Origin of the sequence: Rhizobium sp. NZLR1, assembly GCF_017357385.1 — a bacterium.
Classification (GTDB): domain Bacteria; phylum Pseudomonadota; class Alphaproteobacteria; order Rhizobiales; family Rhizobiaceae; genus Rhizobium.
In genome coordinates, this window is sequence record NZ_CP071632.1 from 1682108 (window position 1) to 1698483 (window position 16376).

Here is a 16376-nt window from a genome sequence, read left to right on the forward strand (position 1 = left end):
CTTTTTCGCTCGTTGTCACCAAGCGAAATACCAGAAAGCCCCTAAGAAATATTTACGAGGCGGCGGGCATTGCTTGACGGTCGGCGGCACCGACGAGTTCATGGTACAATTTCAGGACATCGCGTGCCATGACGGCGGAGGAAAACACCGCCTTCACCGCCTCGGGCTTCGGCATCGTCCTGGCGTGCCAGTCGGGTGTGCTCAGCGTTTCCGCCATGACGCGCGCGAGATCGTCGGAATTCCCGGCCTCCACAAGGGCTGCGCTGTCGGCGCCGAGCACCTCGGGAATGCCGCCGACACGGCTTGCGATGATCGTCTTGCCGGCGCCGAGCCCTTCGAGCACGATATAGGGCATGGCTTCGGCGCGCGAGGGAACGACAAGGTTCTGCGCCATGGAGAAGGCTTCGTGGACCCGCATCGCCGGTAGCATGCCGATGCGTTTGCCGAGGCCGCGCTCGACCATCATCTCGCGGTAGCGATCGCGATCCGGCCCGTCGCCGATCATCAGTGCCGACAGCGGCCTGCCGAGCAGCCGTTCGGTCTTGGCGAAGGCATCGACAAACAGATCGGGACCCTTGAGGTCCCGGAGCATTCCCACATAGATGAAATGCACCGCATCCGAGCGGGTCGGGATCGGCTCGAAATCGCGCTCGGCGATACCGTTATAGATCAGTCTCGTCTTCGTCCGCGGCTTACCCACTTTGCGCGCATAGGTGTCGCGCTCGTATTCGCAGATGAAGACCAGCGCATCGGTGAAATATTCCTGCAGGCGCTCCATCCTGAGGACGAACTGTCCACTGAACGAGGAACGCGAATAATGCAGGCTTCCACCATGCGCGGTGTAGAGGCGGGCTACGCGATACCTGTTCACCCGCAACGCTGAGCCGGCAAGTCGCGCGAGCACGCCGCCCTTGGCGCCGTGTCCGTGCAGCACATCCGGCCGCAAACTTTTGATTTTCTTGTATGTATCCCACATCGTCGCAATATCTGACGGACTGATCGAGCGCCGGATCGGCACGCGTGTCAGGCCGAGCGAGAGATAGGGACGGATATCGTCGAACAGGCTGTCCTCGTATTCGCCGCCAGTCGAGCTGTCACAGAGGATGCCGATTTCATGACCGGCCTTGCTGTGCTCCTCGACGAGGTCGCGGACATGTCGGAAAATCCCGCCGACCGGCGACCTGAAGCAATGGAGGATGCGGAGCGGCTGCTGTTCTGCCATCATTCAGAAGAGCCGTTCGCGAACATAGATCGTGTCGCCGGCGATAATCGGCCCCGATATGTTGATGCGGCCGGTCAGCACTCGTCCGTTGATCTTGCGGGTGACGTCGACCATGCTCTGGTTGGCGCGGCCGGTAAAGCCGCCAGCGACCGCGATAGCATTCTGCACCGTCATGCCGGGGACATAGGCATACTGGCCGGGTTGGCCGACTTCGCCCATGAGAAAGATCGAACGGTAGCGATCGACATCGATGGTGACGTCGGGATCGCGAAGATAGCCCTGTTGCAGTTTCTGAGCGATTTGCCCCGAGAGCTGCTGCAGAGTTCGGCCGCGGGCAGGGACCTGGCCGATGAGGGGGAAGGCAATATAGCCGGCCTGATCCACCGTATAGGTGTTGGTCAGGCTCTGCTGGTCGAAAACGGTAACGCGCAACCGATCGCCGCTGTCCAGGGTATAGGGCTGGATAGTCGCCTCGTTGAAGGCCTTCGGAGCCGGCTTGTACGTCGTGCAGCCGCCCAATGCTGCCGTCATGGCTGCAAGGCTCAGGGCCAAAAGGATCTTGGGCTGGACGACAGACATCCGTTTGTGCTCACAGAAAATGAACTCGGTAGAGCCGTTATCGATCCGTTAGGGTTAATGCCCGGTAAAGGCCGCTTGCAATTTCCTGGTTTCCTTCATCGCTCCTTAGAACAGGATGATCTTAGGCCGGATCGGCCTCAGATCTGAATCCTGTTCTAAATTAAAAGTCAGAGCATGATGTCGCCCAAAACCGCTCACACTTTTCGGCATCATGCTCCGCTCATTACTCCGCAAGATTGCCATTAACCGTTGAGTTACCATGGTCGTTTACGCTTGCGGCACCTTTGTTGTGGAGTAAGAGCATGTCCGGCGTAGCGCGTGATCAGGATGTGGACATCGACCTCGGCCAGTTGGTCCGCGCCGTCTGGGCGCGCCGTCTGCGGATTCTGGCGATTACCCTCGTGGGGGCGGGCGTCGCCTTTACAGGCGCCAAGATCATGTCGCCACAATTTCGCAGCGAAACGCGCATTCTGATCGAACCCCGCGCGCCGGCCTTCGCCAGCACCCAGCAGGCCAACGACGCCAGCGCCGGTCCGCTGATGGATGAGCTGAATATCGCCAGCCAGGTGCAGCTGCTGCAATCGGCCGATCTTCTCAAGAAGGTCATCAACGACCTGAAGCTCTATAACCTGCCGGAATTCGACGATGCAGCCGACGGCTCGGCGATGAGCAGCATCCTGGTGAAGCTGCATCTGAAGAAGAACCCGCTGGAGAATCCGCCGGAAGAGCGAGTGATCGATGCCTTCGTCGAACGCCTGCAGGTCTACCAGGTGCCGGGTTCACGCGTCATCGGCATCAGTTTTACTTCGAAGGACCCGAAGCTCGCCGCCGCCATTCCGAACGCCATGGCCAATGTCTATCTTTCGACGCAGAGCGGCGCCAAGCTCGATTCCAATTCCGAAGCGACGCGCTGGCTGGAGCCGGAGATCGAAGGCCTGCGTGGCAAGGTCAGCGAAGCCGAGAAGAAGGTCGCTGAATATCGCACCTCCCACGGGCTGCTGCAGACCAACGGCACGACCACCTTTCCGGCCCAGCAGCTGAACGATATCTCTGCTGAGCTGACCCGTGTGCGCGGCGACAAGGCCAATGCCGAGGCGAGGGCGCAGGCGGTGCGCAATGCGCTGTCTTCGGGCGAGGCCTCCGACACGCTGCCGGACATCATGTCGTCCCAGGCGATCCAGCGGCTGAAAGCGACGGAATCCGGCCTGCAGTCGCAGATTTCAGACCTGCAGACCAGCCTTCTCAACAATCATCCGCGGCTGAAAAGCCTGCGTGCCCAGCTCTCCGATATCCGGGCTCAGATCCGCCAGGAGACCCAGAAGATTCTGGCGAGCATCGACAACGAATCCAAGGTCGCAGATCTGAGAGCGAGCGAGCTTGAGCGGCAGTCGGATACGGTGCAGGCCAATAGCGCTCGCGCCGGTGAAGACGAGGTCGGTCTTAATGCGCTGGAGCGCGAGGCGACCGCCCAGCGGCAGCTGCTCGAAACCTATCTGGTGCGCTACCGCGAGGCTGCCTCGCGCGCCGACAGCAATTCGAGCCCAGCCGATGCCCGTATCGTTTCCAAAGCCATCGAGCCGGTCGATCCCTATTTCCCGAAGGTGGTGCCGATCGTCGTCGTCGCGACCGTTGCGACATTGATCTTGAGCGCCATCGTCACCATGCTGGCCGAACTTTTCAGCGGCCGGGCGCTGCGTGCCGTCGATGCGTCCCGTGAGGCGATCGAGGCCGAAACGCTCGTCGAGGACAGGGATACCCCGCAGGCCGCTCCCGTTATCGCTGTCGTCAGAAAGCCCGTCCGGCCGAGCATGCTCGCCGTGGTCGCCGACGAAGATCCGGTCGAGGACGTCAAGGCTGCCGAGGCGGCGCCGGAGGACGAGAACGAATTCTCAATCGCCTCGGTTGCGGATTATCTCGCAGGCAGCCGGGCGCCGCTGGCAATCGCAATATCTCCGACCGGTGACAATGGCTCGGCGGCAACGGTTTTGCTGACCCGCATGCTCGCCGACGCCGGCCGCCGCGTCATCCTGATCGATATGACCGGTTCCGGTTATCCCACAGAATTGATGGCCGAGGACCAGGCCGCTCTTGGCGTCACCGATCTGCTATGCGGCGAGGCCGCTTTTGGCGACACGATCCACGGCGACCACCTTTCCGATGCCCATCTCATTCCCCAGGGCCAGAGTGACGTTCGCCGCGCCATGCGCGGTGTGGACCGGCTGTCGCTGCTGCTCGATGCGCTTGCCGCCGCCTACGACCTCGTGGTGGTCGAATGCGGTTCGGCCGATGTCGCCGGCGTCTCGCGGCTGACGCGCAGCCGCGACGTCGAGATCATTCTCTCCCTGCCGGAAGTCGAGGAGACGATCTTCGTTGCCCTGATGACGGAATTCCAGGCTGCGGGCTACGAGCGCGTCGTGTTGATGTCGGGTGGTGAAGCGGCGGAGCAGAGGCTCGGCCAGGCCGCCTAACGCATGCCGCGCAAAAGTGTGCCGCGGTTTTGCGGCAACGACATGCGTAAGACAAAGACCGCTTAGCCGAGCCGTGCTCGGATGCTCTGCGTGAACTTGTAGAGCTTCGGGCGGGCCTTGATATGGGCCTTGCCGCGGGTGACGATCCGGTGCGCGGCGCCGGCGAGAACGCCGAACTGCGAGACCGGCAGCACCACGTCGTAATGCGCGGTCTCCACAGGCGCCCAGGAACGCTTGTAAGTCTGGTCGCCAAGGCCGAAATCGAACAGCGCCACGCCCTTGCCATGCAATCCCGAAATGGTCTGCCAATAGAGGAATTCGCCGGGGCTCGTATCCGGAACGAGCTCTTCGTCGATTGCGCCGAACTGGCAGATGATGTGGTCGCCCTTGCGCGAAATCCCTGAAATTGCGGCGACCCGGCCCTCATTCTCACTTTTGAGCCGCAGCACATGCATCTGCAGCCCGAAATACCGCCGGTCGTCATCCCGCTTGTCGATGAGGCCGTGCAAAAAGGCCCGCGTTTCCTTGTCGGCGAAGACGTCGGGCAGGCCGAGGCTGGCGAAGCGGGCGCTCTTCAGGCGGAAAAAGATATCGAGCAGACGGTGCTGTTCTTCCGAAGTCTCGGGGACAACGTATTCGACGCCGCCGGCCGCCTCGAGACGTTTCGATTGAACACGGAATTTCTTGCGTCGGTTCTTGGCGTTGAGCTGCTTCAGCGTGTCCTCGAAAGCGGGAAAGAACGGCAGCTGATAGGCATGATTCTGGTTCTGCACCATCGGCAGCCCCGCAAGCGGGGTCGGTCGTCCGCGCCATTCCAGCGGAATGTTCTGCAGCAGCAGCAGATCGGCCCGACCCTTGAGCGCCTGCTGCAGCTGACCGGCGAACTTGCCGGGATCGATGGTCCCGCCGGCCTCTGCAAAGCTCTCGGAGAACAGGCCGGTATTGATATTGCTGTGATCGGCGGCGATGAACTTCGCGGTCGCAAGCCCCCGAGACTTGATGATTTCGACCGGCAGAATGAATGCCGTCTGACCCGCATAGGTGCCTTTGAGGATCGCCAGCGGCCGCTGAAAGGCGCTCACCCAGGCGGCGCACCAATCATAGCTCTGATGGAGTGACTGGAGATTGTCGCGCTCCAGCGCTCGCCAGTCGTCCTCCAACGGCTGCATTGCGTCGAAGACTTCGATATCGACTTCGGCCATGGCGAGTTTCATGCTCAGCTGACGCAGGCGCGAAATGGCCGTTTGGGCCAGCGCCACGTCCTCCGACGGCTGTTCATGAACATCGAGCTTTTGCGTCTGCACGGGTGGTTTTCTCCGGTCAAGAATGCTGAACGGGAAGGTAGGTATGCCAGACGTATATTTGGTTTAACTGCACGCGTCGGGCGAGGTTTTCCGCCGATCACGGTTATTCGGCCGTTAATGGCCTATTGCTGCGGCGGTCCGGCCATCCATTTGATGATCACCATTGCCGGCAATACCCAGAGCAGGCCGGTGAGCAGGAAATAGAGCAGGTGTCCCCACCAGGGCGCGTTGCCGAGCGCTGCCACCGCGATCGTGTTCGCCACCAGCGCATAGACCAGCACGAGCACGACGATGAGGATCGTGCCGATGAATTTGCGGAGGCGAATGGGCATCGTTTATCTCTCGGCATGGACAGGGCGAGCCGGCGCGACGGCATGCCGCAAAGGTTCGGGGCTTGTTTTGCATGAGCCGGTGGGGCAAATCAACTGCCGGATAGAAGGAGACATCATGGCTGTCGCAAACCCGACCACGGAACAGGCGATCCTGAGCGAAGTGCGCAAGCAGGACCGCGACCGCCGCGCCTTGCGTTTCTGGCTTGGTTTCGTGCTTTTGGCGCTCTTCTGTCTCGTGCTCGTCGGTGGCGCCACGCGGCTAACCAATTCCGGCCTGTCGATCACCGAGTGGAAGCCGATCCACGGCGTCATCCCGCCGCTGTCGGCTGCCGAATGGGAGGAGGAATTTCGCCTCTACCAGCGCATTCCTGAGTTTCAGCAGTTGAACAGCTCGATGACCGTCGACGAGTTCAAGGGCATTTTCTGGTGGGAATGGGCGCATCGGCTGATCGCCCGTGGCATCGGCGTGATCTTCGCGCTGCCGCTCATCTTTTTCTGGCTGACGGGGCGGATTGAAAAGCGCCTGCGCTGGCCGCTCGTCGGCATTCTGGCGCTTGGTGGCCTGCAGGGTTTTATCGGCTGGTGGATGGTGTCGTCTGGCCTGTCTGTCCGCACCGACGTCAGCCAGTACAGGCTAGCGACGCATCTCGTCATGGCCTGCCTGATCTTTGCCGGCTGCATGTGGATCATGCGCGGGCTTTCCAGGCATTCCAGCGATCCGGCGCCGGCGCGAAGCTCGCGCGGTTTTGCCGCCGCGATCGCCGTTTTCGCACTGTTCCAGATCTATCTCGGCGCGCTGGTGGCAGGGCTCGACGCCGGTTTTTCCTACAATACCTGGCCGCTGATGGATGGCGCCGTCATCCCGTCGGATCTGCTGATCCAGCAGCCCTTCTGGATCAACGCCTTCGAGAACCCGAAGACGGTGCAATTCATCCACCGCATCGGCGCCTATACGCTCTTCGCATTGACCTTGATCAACATGGTGATCGCGCTGCGCGCCGCACCATGGACCACCCATGCCCGCCGCGCCGTCGTGCTCTTCGCGCTGGTGACCCTGCAGGCCGCAGTCGGCATCGCCACGCTGCTGATGCAGGTGCCGCTTCACTGGGGCCTGCTGCATCAGGCCGGTGCCCTGGTGGTTTTCGGTTTCGCCGTCGCCAACTGGCGCGGCTTTTACGGCGAATATCCGCATGGGACGATGATCACAGAGCGCGATTGAATCATCCTGTTCTAACGCAGCACCCCATCGAGCAACGGCATGCCGATGATCGCGGCGCCGGCGATCAGCACGTAGCAGGCGATGCGGAAGGTCCGCTCCTCGGCGAGTCCGAACAGTTTCGAGCCGCCGTAAAGCCCGACCGCATAACTCGGCAGGATGATGGCGGTCAGTGCGAAGACGGTGGGCACGAACAGTCCGCCGATATAATAGCTGATGGCACTGAAGACGGACGAGATCGAGAAATAGAGAACGACGTTCGCCCTGACGCGCGTGAAGTCGCTTTTGCCGCCAAGCCAGTAGGCGACAACAGGCGGCCCGCCGAGCTGCGCGGCGCCGCTGAAAAGCCCGGCGATTAGGCCGATGCCGCTGCTGAGTGCTGCCGAAGGCGCGCCGTGGTATCGCCATCCCGATGCGAGAAGCGCGAGTAGGGCGATCGCGATGATGGTAATGCTCCAGCGCAAAAGCAGCGGGTCGAGCAGCGCCAGCATCGCCGTGCCGGCCGGGACGCCGAGGGCCGCACCCGCCGCCATGACGAAGACCTCGGGTCGGTTGGCGCCGCGCCATGCGGGCGGGATCATCCCGACTGTCGCAATGCCGTCGATGACGAGCAGGATCGGCGAGACCAGCTTCGGCCCGACGATCGCGCCGGCGAGCGGAATGAAGATCAATGCGGCGCCGAAGCCCGAAAAACCGCGGGCGAGCCCGGCGACGACGGCGAACGCCATCAGCGCATAGATGCCATGGTCGGGCAGGGCGGCGGCAAACCAGGCGTGCACGCCGGCGATGAGCACATCGAGCGTCATGACGTCAGGAGGCGAGCATCAGGTCCATATTCTGCACGGCAGCACCCGAGGCGCCCTTGCCGAGATTGTCGAGCAGCGCCACCAGATTGACTTGCGAGGTGCCTGGCGTGCCGAAGACGAAGAGCTTCATCGTGTCCTTGCCTTCGAGCTCGACGGCGTTGATGCGGGGCAGGACCTTGCTTTCGGCGAGCGGCACGACGGTGACGATATCCTGGCCGGCATAATGGGCGACGAGGGCTGCATGGATGCTCTCCATCGTCGTGCCTTCGGCGAGGTCGCCGAGATGCAGCGGCACCTGGACGATCATGCCCTGTGCGAACTTGCCGACCGACGGCGAGAAGATCGGCGCGCGGTCGAGCAGTCCGTGCACGGTCATTTCAGGCACATGTTTGTGGGTCAGCGGCAGGCCGTAGAGGAAATGTGGTGCGGTGATCGCATCCGGGTGATCCGGGTTTTCCATCTGCGCGATCATCTGCTTGCCGCCGCCGGTATAGCCGGACACCGCGTTGACCGTCACCGGATAGCCGTCCGGCAGCATGCCGGCAGCACGCAGCGGCCGGATGAGGCCGATCGCGCCCGTGGGGTAGCAGCCGGGATTGGCGACAAAACGGGCCGCCTTGATCCTGTCGGCCTGCGCGCTGTCCATTTCGGCAAAGCCATAGGCCCAGCCGGAATTGACGCGGAAGGCGGTCGAGGTGTCGATGACGCGGACGTTATTGTTGGCCGAAACCATCTGCACCGCTTCCTTGGAAGCGTCGTCAGGCAGGCAGAGAATGGCGATATCGGTGCTGTTCAGCATGTCCTCGCGCATGGCCGCGTTGCGCCGCTCGGCCTCTGGAATGGACAGAAGCTCGACATCGCGGCGGCCAGCCATGCGCGTGCGGATCTGCAGACCCGTCGTGCCGTGTTCGCCGTCGATGAAGATTTTCGGTGCCATGTTAGACCTGCGCTTTCAATGGGTTCAGAAGGTTTCCGGATTCACTTTGGGATGATACGTCAGCCTTGTGACACGGCGATGGCGCGTCTCTCGGCATGAAGCCCCAGCATATACATCGCCACCGTTGCCCCCGCAATGGCGGTGATATCGGCATGGTCGTAGGGTGGCGACACCTCGACGACATCGGCACCGCGAATATCGAGCTGGTGCAGGCGCTGCAGCACCGAGAGGATCTTGGCGCTCGATGGGCCGCCGGCAACCGGCGTGCCGGTGCCCGGTGCAAAGGCCGGATCGAGGCAATCGATATCGAAGGTGAGATAGGCCGGCGCGCCGCGCGTATGCGAGATGATCGCCGAGGCGATATCGCCGGCGCTCATCTCCTCGACCTGATGACCATAGAGAATATTGACGCCGAAATCCTCCGGCGCATGGGTGCGGATACCGACCTGGATCGAGCGGTCGGGATCAATGATGCCCTCGCGGGCGGCCCGTGCCACGAAGGAACCATGGTCGATGCGCCGTTCTTCGTCGAACCAGGTGTCCTGGTGCGCGTCGAACTGCACAAGCGCGAGCGGCCCGTGTTTTGCCGCGTGGGCTTTCAGCAGCGGCCAGGTAACGTAGTGATCGCCGCCGAGCGTCAGCAGAAAAGCGCCGCTGTCGAGGATGACGTTGGCCTGGCGTTCGATGGCATCAGGCGTATCCTGATGATTGCCGTAGTCGAGCAGGCAATCGCCGTAATCGATGACGGCCATCTCGGTGAAGAGATCGCGGTTGAAGGGATATTGCGGATCATTGTCGAAGATCGCCGAGGCGCGCCGGATCGCTTGCGGCCCGAAGCGCGTGCCCGGCCTGTTCGAGGTCGCGGCGTCGAAGGGAATACCCCAGACGGCAACGTCGACGCCGGCGAGCTCCTTGGTGAAGCGGCGGCGCATGAAGGACAGCGCGCCAGCAAAGGTCGGGTCGCTGGCGGCGGAGGTGAGGCTGGTCGCCGTGAAGGCATGATCAATCGATCTGTTCGCCAAGTGATGCTCCTTTTTTCGGTCGCAAAACCATAGTCGCGTTCGATGCGGACGCTGCATTGCATGACGCCGTTCGATGCCTGGGCGTCGGGCGGGTCTCTTACGAAGGAATTGACCGATCCCCTGCGCGCAGAAAGGGGTAGGCGAGGCGCGGGCAGATTTCAAGCAATCGTTCGGATGACGGCCGCTCGTATATCGTCGAGCCGCCGTCATCCGCTCCTGTCAGGCCGGCCGCCGCAGGGACCACAATCCGGCCAGAGTCGTCAGCGCGGCCGCACTGACGTAGCCCACGAGTGGCCAGGCGCTGTCGCCGCCGAGCAGGAGCACGAAGGCGGTTCCGGCAAAGCCGACGATGATGCTCTCGACACAGAAATAGAACGCGACCGCCGTTCCTGCCGTGTCGCCAAAGGCGTTGAGCGCGCCGTTGGCGGTGACTGCCGTCGTAAGGACGATGCCGATCGCGATGATCCACATCGGCATGACGAAGCTGACCAGGGAAGGCTGCAGAAACAACTCTCCAAAGGCAAGCAGCACGGCGCCGAGAAGCAGCATTGCCATGCCTCTGGCAAGGCTGCCGGCAATGCCCCAGCGCATGACGAAGCGTTTGGCGAAACGCGCCGTCACGATCATCACCAGCGCCACTGTGGCAAAGACGAAGCTGAAGCCGATTTCGGAGAAACCGGCTTTATCGATCAGCACACGGGGTGCCGTCGAGAAGAAGACGAAGAAGGCCCCCATCGCCGTGCTGAAGCCGCCGGTATAAACCCAGAAGGGAAAGCTTGTGAGGATCGGGCGGAGAGCGATCTTCGCGGTAACGGTGGGGCGGGTTTCATGCCACCGCATGCCGGCATTGAAAAGGGCGGCAACCGAAAGCAGGCCGATGACGAGGAAGATGGCCCGCCAGCCGAAGCGATCGGCGATCAAGGCTCCGGCGATCGGGCCTAATGCAGGCACGAAGGAGAGGATGGAGCCGAGAAGGCCATAGATCGTGATGCTTTCGGGACGTCCGGCGTAAACGTCACGCACTGTTGCGAAGGTTGCGACGAGGACCGCCGACGCACCGACTGCCTGCAGCAATCTCAAGGCCACGAAGAGCGGCGCCGACGAGGAGCCGGCCAGCAGGAAGGAGGAAGCGGCAAAGAGTACCGCCCCTGCGAGCAGGACGGGCCGTCGTCCGACAATATCGGAAATCGGGCCGAAGATGATCTGCCCGGCGCCGAGGACGAGCATGTAGAGGCTGAGGGTCAGTTGGATGACATCAGGCGAGGTGCCGAGCGCCTCCGGCATGACCGGCACGATCGGCAGATAGATATCCATGGCAAGAGAGGTCAGGATGTCGAAAGGCGCCATCAGCAGCAAGGCTGCCGGCACGGAATAGGTCCAGCGCTGGATTTTGGAATAAGACATGGGAAAGAACCCGCTCAAATGATTTCATTCGGCGGCGATCTGTCTCTTCATCAGTATCGGGATTGGTCGGACAGACGCCGCAACAACAGGGCAGAGTTGTTGCGGCCTATTTGTCTGCGGACTTGGTTGTCCCCATGATGCAACCCTGATTGCGGCTTCGCTCATTCTCGAAGCCCTTTGCCAAGTTTCTACCAGCAGAACGGCAATGCGACAATGACATGCCGATGCGCTTCCGGTTGGTTTAAACAGCGCCAAACAAAAAAAGGCCGGGTTTCCCCGGCCTTCGTAAATTCCGTCTGTCCGAAGCGATTAACGCTTGGAGAACTGGAAGGAGCGGCGGGCCTTTGCCTTGCCGTACTTCTTGCGTTCGACGACGCGGCTGTCGCGGGTCAGGAAGCCGCCCTTCTTCAGCACCGGGCGCAGGCCCGGCTCGAAGTAGGTGAGCGCCTTGGACAGGCCGTGGCGAACGGCACCGGCCTGGCCGGACAGGCCGCCGCCGGCAACGGTTGCGATGATGTCGAACTGGCCGTCACGGGCAGCCGCAACGATCGGCTGGCGCAGGATCATCTGCAGCACCGGACGAGCGAAATATTCCGCGAATTCCTTGCCGTTGACGATGATCTTGCCGGAGCCCGGCTTGAGCCAGACGCGGGCGACGGCGTTCTTGCGCTTGCCGGTCGCGTAGGAGCGGCCGAGCGAATCGACCTTGCGGACGTGGGCCGGAGCAGCAGCTTCGGAAATCGTGCCGAGATCCTTCAGGGAGGAGAGGTCAGCCATGATCAGGCGCTCCTTACATTCTTTTTGTTGAGCACGGCAACGTCGAGGGCGACCGGCTGCTGGGCTTCATGGGGATGGGCGGAGCCGGCGTAAACGCGCAGGTTCTTCATCTGGCGACGGCCGAGCGGGCCACGCGGAACCATGCGTTCGACGGCCTTTTCGAGGACGCGCTCCGGGAAGCGGCCTTCGATGATCTGGCGCGCGGTACGTTCCTTGATGCCGCCGGCAAAACCGGTGTGCCAGTAATAGACCTTGTCGGAATATTTCTTGCCGGTGAAAACCACCTTGTCGGCATTGATGACGATGACGTTGTCGCCGTCGTCAACGTGGGGCGTGAAGGTTGCCTTGTGCTTGCCGCGCAGGCGCATAGCGATGATGGAAGCGAGACGGCCAACGACCAGCCCTTCGGCGTCGATGATCACCCACTTCTTCTCCACCTCTGCAGGCTTCTGGGAGAAGGTTGCCATAGTGAATACTCTCTTTTGAGACCCTTGGCCCGAGGGCTTGAAGGGCGTTTCTTGTTGCTTGGATTGACAGGCTCGAGGCATGCCAAAAAGAAAGCAGCCCGGACAGGCTGCGTTCTGGCGCGGTGTATAGAGGGAATATGACATTGGGTCAATATCGACGTTCCTGAGGTCTGGAAAAAAGAGTAAGCAAAAACAATGAGTTAGTTATGAGGTATTGTGTTACCACAGATTTGCCGGCGAAAGAGCTGCCGTGCTTGACGCTTTTCGCATCCCTGCTGGGTTTGAAAGAGCATGCCGCGGTCGAAGCGGCCGCTAATCTTTGAACTCGCGCAGGCATTTCATCATTTCCCGAAGGCCGCGTGTCAGATGCTTGTCCCGGCGCAGAACCATGCCGAGGCGGCGCGTGAGCTTCGGCTGCAGCGATGAGGTCGTCACGAGGCCGGCGCGGTCGCGCTTCAACGCCAGTCCCGGCAGGATCGACCAGCCGAGCCCGACGGCTACCAGTTCCTTGATCGCTTCGATGCTGCCGAACTCCATGGCCGGTCGGATCCTAGTGTCCGGTGCGGCCAGCCACGCGTCGATTGCCCGTCGCGTATTGCCGCCCTCATAAAGCAGCAGCGTCCTGTCGCGCATGAAGGCGGCGTCCGGTCCGCCGTCGGGTATCAGGCTGCCCGCCGGAGCGACGGCCAGCAATTCTTCCTCGTAGAACGGTTCGATCTCGAAGTTGCGCCCTGAGGCCGGCAGGGCAACGACGGCGATATCGAGGCTGTTGGCCTCCAGATCGCGCAAGACGTCGTCGGCATCGCCGATGCGCACGGTGATTTCCAGGCCGGGCATGGATTTTCGGGCGGCGGCAATGGCGTGAGGAAGCAGGTGGATCGACGCCGTGCCGCCGCTGCCGATGCGCACGCGGCCGCTGGCACCGTCTCTGTGTGGCATCATCGCTTCCTCAGCGACGGCCGATTGCTGCAGCAATCGCCTTGCATGCACCAGCAGGTCGAGGCCTGCCGCGGTGGGCTGCGCTCGCCGGCCGACGCGCTCGATCAGCCGGACACCGAGCCGCTGCTCGAGCCCCTTGACCTGCAGGCTGACGGCCGGCTGCGTCAGTCCCTCCATGTCGGCGGCCGCCGTAAAGCTTCCGAGATCGGCGACGTTGACGAAGGTTGCGAGCTGATCGAGGTTGAGCGCCATACCAAAGATTTCCTTATGTGTATCATAACTTCCATAAGCTTCCTTCATGTGGGTTTCCAGCCCATCCTTCTGGTGTTGAAGAGAGGTGGAAGAGATGGCCATGGAATTGAGCGAAATCCTTGAGCGCGATATCGTTCGATCGAAATTTTGCCGGTCGGCGCGCAGGGGCCGGCGGCTGCTGGCGGCAATCGAGCATCACCTGGAAAAGCGCCGCAGCCGCCGCACGCTTTGCGAGCTCACCGACGACGAGCTTTGCGATGTCGGCCTGACCCGTGCTGAGGCGAAGGCTGAGATATTGAAATCCTGGTTCTGGTCTTGACTGCGGCCGCTGCGGACAGAGCATATCCTGCTCGAAATTGCCGCAGCCTTGTGGCAGAACACCTGTCCAAAGCAATTCCTGGAAAAGCGCGAAGCGGTTTTCCGTTCGGAAGGGCGTTAAAACAAAAAGTTAGAGTGGTTCTGCGTTTCCGTAAAAGCTGAACTGCTCTAAAATCGAGCGCAGGGAGCAGCATCATGGCCGAAATCCTATCCTTCCCGGACGCAGACAGGGCGGATGGGTTACTGGTTCGCTCGCTGCGCGACGGCGTGCTGCGCCTCGTGCTCAACAACCCGCCGGCCAATGCGCTCTCGATCGCGCTTCTCGAAGCGCTGATGGCCGAGCTCGATAAGGCCGGCTCGGATGCGGATGTGCGCGTCATCGTCATCGCCTCGACCGGCAATGTCTTTTCCGCCGGGCATGATCTCAAGGAACTCACTGCCCACCGCGCCGATGAGGACCGGGGAGCCGGTTTCTTCGAGAGGGCCTTCCGGCTCTGCGCCGATCTGATGCTGAAGATCGCGCATCTGCCGAAGCCCGTCATCGCCGAGGTTGACGGGTTGGCGACGGCGGCCGGCTGCCAGCTCGTCGCCTCCTGCGATCTGGCGATCTGCACGGATACGTCGACATTCTGCACGCCGGGCGTCAATATCGGCCTGTTCTGTTCGACGCCGATGGTGGCCGTTTCCCGGGCCGCCCATCGCAAGCAGGCTATGGAGATGCTCTTGACCGGCGAGACGATCGACGCCTCGACCGGCAAGGATTTCGGCCTCGTCAACCGCATCGTGCCGAAGCAGTATCTGGCGCAGGTGGTTTCCAAATATGCCGGAGTGATCGCCAGCAAATCGCCGCTGATCCTGAAGATCGGCAAGGAAGCGTTCAACCGCCAGCTCGAACTGCCGGTTGAGGCAGCCTATGACTATGCCGCTAGAGTGATGGTCGACAATATGCTGACGCAGGATGCTGAGGAGGGCATCGGCGCCTTCCTCGGCAAGCGCACGCCGGAATGGAAGGGCGAGTGATCACGCCAATTTCAGAACCAGCCCGCCGATGGCGATGACAACACCGGCGACGTAGCGCCAGACGCTGGCTTTTTCCTTGAAGACGGTGATCGAGATCACCAGCGCAAAGAGGATCGCGGTTTCGCGCAAGGCCGCGACGGTTGCGAGCGGGGCTTTTGTCATCGCCCAAAGTGCCAGCCCGTAGGAAGCGATCGAGCCGGCGCCGCCGATCAGGCCGCGCCACCAGTTGCGACGGACGTGACGCGTCACGGCCAAGGTGCCGCGTTGCGAAACCGCCCAGGAAAACAGCAACACCGGCGGCAGCAGCGACATCCATAATGTGTAGGAAACCGCATTGCCGGAAAGGCGTGCGCCGATGCCGTCGACATAGGTGTAGCTGGCAATGACGCAGGCATTGGCAAGCGAGAGCAGGATGGCGCGGCTGCTGCCGCGCCGTGCCTCCAGAGCGAGTGTCAGGACGCCCGCACAGATTGTCATCGTGCCCGCGAGAGCGCCGCCGGAAAGATTTTCCTTCAGGATGAAGCCGCTTGTCGCGGCGATCAGCAGCGGTGCGCAGCCGCGCATCAGCGGATAGACGAGGCCGATATCGCCGGCCCGGTAGGCAGCGGCGACCAACTGGAAATAGGCGAACTGCAGGATGGCCGAGACGCCGATGAACGGCCAGGCCGCGCTTTGCGGCAACGGCAGAAATGCCAGGAACGGCAGCGCCGAAACCGCGCCGCCTGCAGAGATCAGTGCCGCGTCGAGAGATTTATCGCTGCCGGCCTTGACGATGGCGTTCCATGTCGCATGCAGCAGTGCGCCGAATAGAACCAGCAGGATGACGTCGAGTGGCAAGGGAGTAAATCCGGAAAAGATGCGGGAAGTGGAAAACGCCTCGCCTTCGGCGTTTCAAATTCCTGAAAAGACAACTGGGATTTGCACGAAAATACACGGCGGCGGTCGCGGTCGCGTTCATATACGAATAGCATTCTTTCAGTGTGGAAACAATCGCGGTGGATTGAAGCAATTTTTACGTGCGCTCGACATGCGTTCAATCCAAGCGATCCTTTCAACTATGAGATGTTTCTAATGGACACGGGAACGGAACGGGGGATTATCAAGAACATAAGCAGAAATGATCCGGGGGAATTAGGCAGGTGATTATTCTATGCTGCTGAAATATAGATATTATTCTATAACTTTGACATACTGAAAATTTTAAACTTTTGATTGTGCCATCGTCGATAAGTCGCACCACGGGATTGAGCTTCGGCCTTTCGCAAAGGCGAAAGTCCTGCAGACTTCCCGCGGCCGTCAGGAGGGCGAAACCA

Annotated in this window: 16 protein-coding genes; 4 read left to right on the forward strand and 12 right to left on the reverse strand. The window is 61.5% G+C overall.

What is annotated here, in order from left to right; translation table 11 throughout:
• Positions 1-52: 52 nt before the first annotated feature.
• Positions 53-1222: a glycosyltransferase family 4 protein gene (locus tag J3O30_RS08395; protein ID WP_207584286.1), complete on the reverse strand. Its 1170-nt coding sequence runs from the start codon at positions 1220-1222 to the stop codon at positions 53-55.
• A gap of 3 nt (positions 1223-1225) precedes the next feature.
• Positions 1226-1801 carry a polysaccharide biosynthesis/export family protein gene (locus J3O30_RS08400; protein WP_207583759.1) on the reverse strand — a complete coding sequence of 192 codons (576 nt, stop codon included), beginning with the start codon at positions 1799-1801 and terminating at the stop codon, positions 1226-1228.
• Positions 1802-2103: 302 nt separating this feature from the next.
• On the opposite strand from J3O30_RS08400, the gene J3O30_RS08405 reads away from it, so the two are divergent.
• Entirely contained in the window at positions 2104-4269 is a 2166-nt protein-coding gene (locus tag J3O30_RS08405) for a Wzz/FepE/Etk N-terminal domain-containing protein (RefSeq protein ID WP_207583760.1), read from the forward strand.
• A 62-nt stretch (positions 4270-4331) separates the two neighbouring features.
• Here the strand turns inward: J3O30_RS08405 and J3O30_RS08410 are convergent, their stop codons facing one another.
• Positions 4332-5573 carry a GNAT family N-acetyltransferase gene (locus tag J3O30_RS08410; protein WP_207583761.1) on the reverse strand — a complete coding sequence of 414 codons (1242 nt, stop codon included), beginning with the start codon at positions 5571-5573 and terminating at the stop codon, positions 4332-4334.
• Positions 5574-5695: 122 nt separating this feature from the next.
• Positions 5696-5905, reverse strand: coding sequence for a DUF2842 domain-containing protein (locus tag J3O30_RS08415; RefSeq protein ID WP_207583762.1), 210 nt, complete (start codon positions 5903-5905; stop codon positions 5696-5698).
• 115 nt (positions 5906-6020) lie between these two features.
• Here J3O30_RS08415 and J3O30_RS08420 point away from each other — a divergent pair, with 115 nt between their 5' ends.
• On the forward strand, positions 6021-7124 hold the full coding sequence (locus J3O30_RS08420) for a COX15/CtaA family protein (protein ID WP_207583763.1): 1104 nt from the start codon (positions 6021-6023) through the stop codon (positions 7122-7124).
• Between the two features lie 11 nt (positions 7125-7135).
• Here J3O30_RS08420 and J3O30_RS08425 read toward each other — a convergent pair whose 3' ends face one another.
• The 7 genes from J3O30_RS08425 to J3O30_RS08455 form a co-directional block, all read right to left on the reverse strand.
• Positions 7136-7927 (reverse strand): sulfite exporter TauE/SafE family protein, encoded by a 792-nt coding sequence (locus J3O30_RS08425; RefSeq protein WP_207583764.1) that lies wholly within the window; start codon positions 7925-7927, stop codon positions 7136-7138.
• Between the two features lie 4 nt (positions 7928-7931).
• On the reverse strand, positions 7932-8864 hold the full coding sequence (argC, locus tag J3O30_RS08430; RefSeq protein WP_207583765.1) for an N-acetyl-gamma-glutamyl-phosphate reductase: 933 nt from the start codon (positions 8862-8864) through the stop codon (positions 7932-7934).
• A 59-nt stretch (positions 8865-8923) separates the two neighbouring features.
• Positions 8924-9886 (reverse strand): agmatinase, encoded by a 963-nt coding sequence (gene speB, locus J3O30_RS08435; RefSeq protein WP_207583766.1) that lies wholly within the window; start codon positions 9884-9886, stop codon positions 8924-8926.
• Between the two features lie 219 nt (positions 9887-10105).
• A complete protein-coding gene (gene cml / locus J3O30_RS08440; RefSeq protein WP_207583767.1) occupies positions 10106-11290 on the reverse strand; it encodes a CmlA/FloR family chloramphenicol efflux MFS transporter in 1185 nt (394 codons plus the stop codon).
• Between the two features lie 309 nt (positions 11291-11599).
• Positions 11600-12067, reverse strand: coding sequence for a 30S ribosomal protein S9 (gene rpsI, locus J3O30_RS08445; RefSeq protein WP_207583768.1), 468 nt, complete (start codon positions 12065-12067; stop codon positions 11600-11602).
• Between the two features lie 2 nt (positions 12068-12069).
• Positions 12070-12534, reverse strand: coding sequence for a 50S ribosomal protein L13 (gene rplM, locus J3O30_RS08450; RefSeq protein ID WP_164008904.1), 465 nt, complete (start codon positions 12532-12534; stop codon positions 12070-12072).
• A 312-nt stretch (positions 12535-12846) separates the two neighbouring features.
• On the reverse strand, positions 12847-13773 hold the full coding sequence (locus tag J3O30_RS08455; protein WP_246762738.1) for a LysR family transcriptional regulator: 927 nt from the start codon (positions 13771-13773) through the stop codon (positions 12847-12849).
• 46 nt (positions 13774-13819) lie between these two features.
• Here J3O30_RS08455 and J3O30_RS08460 point away from each other — a divergent pair, with 46 nt between their 5' ends.
• Both J3O30_RS08460 and J3O30_RS08465 read left to right on the forward strand, forming a co-directional pair.
• Positions 13820-14044: a DUF1127 domain-containing protein gene (locus tag J3O30_RS08460; RefSeq protein WP_207583769.1), complete on the forward strand. Its 225-nt coding sequence runs from the start codon at positions 13820-13822 to the stop codon at positions 14042-14044.
• Between the two features lie 194 nt (positions 14045-14238).
• Positions 14239-15063 carry an enoyl-CoA hydratase gene (locus J3O30_RS08465; protein ID WP_207583770.1) on the forward strand — a complete coding sequence of 275 codons (825 nt, stop codon included), beginning with the start codon at positions 14239-14241 and terminating at the stop codon, positions 15061-15063.
• Here the strand turns inward: J3O30_RS08465 and J3O30_RS08470 are convergent, their stop codons facing one another.
• The gene (locus J3O30_RS08470; RefSeq protein WP_207583771.1) at positions 15064-15900 is read right to left on the reverse strand and encodes an EamA family transporter; all 837 of its coding nucleotides are present in this window, start codon (positions 15898-15900) and stop codon (positions 15064-15066) included.
• Between the last annotated feature and the right edge of the window lie 476 nt (positions 15901-16376).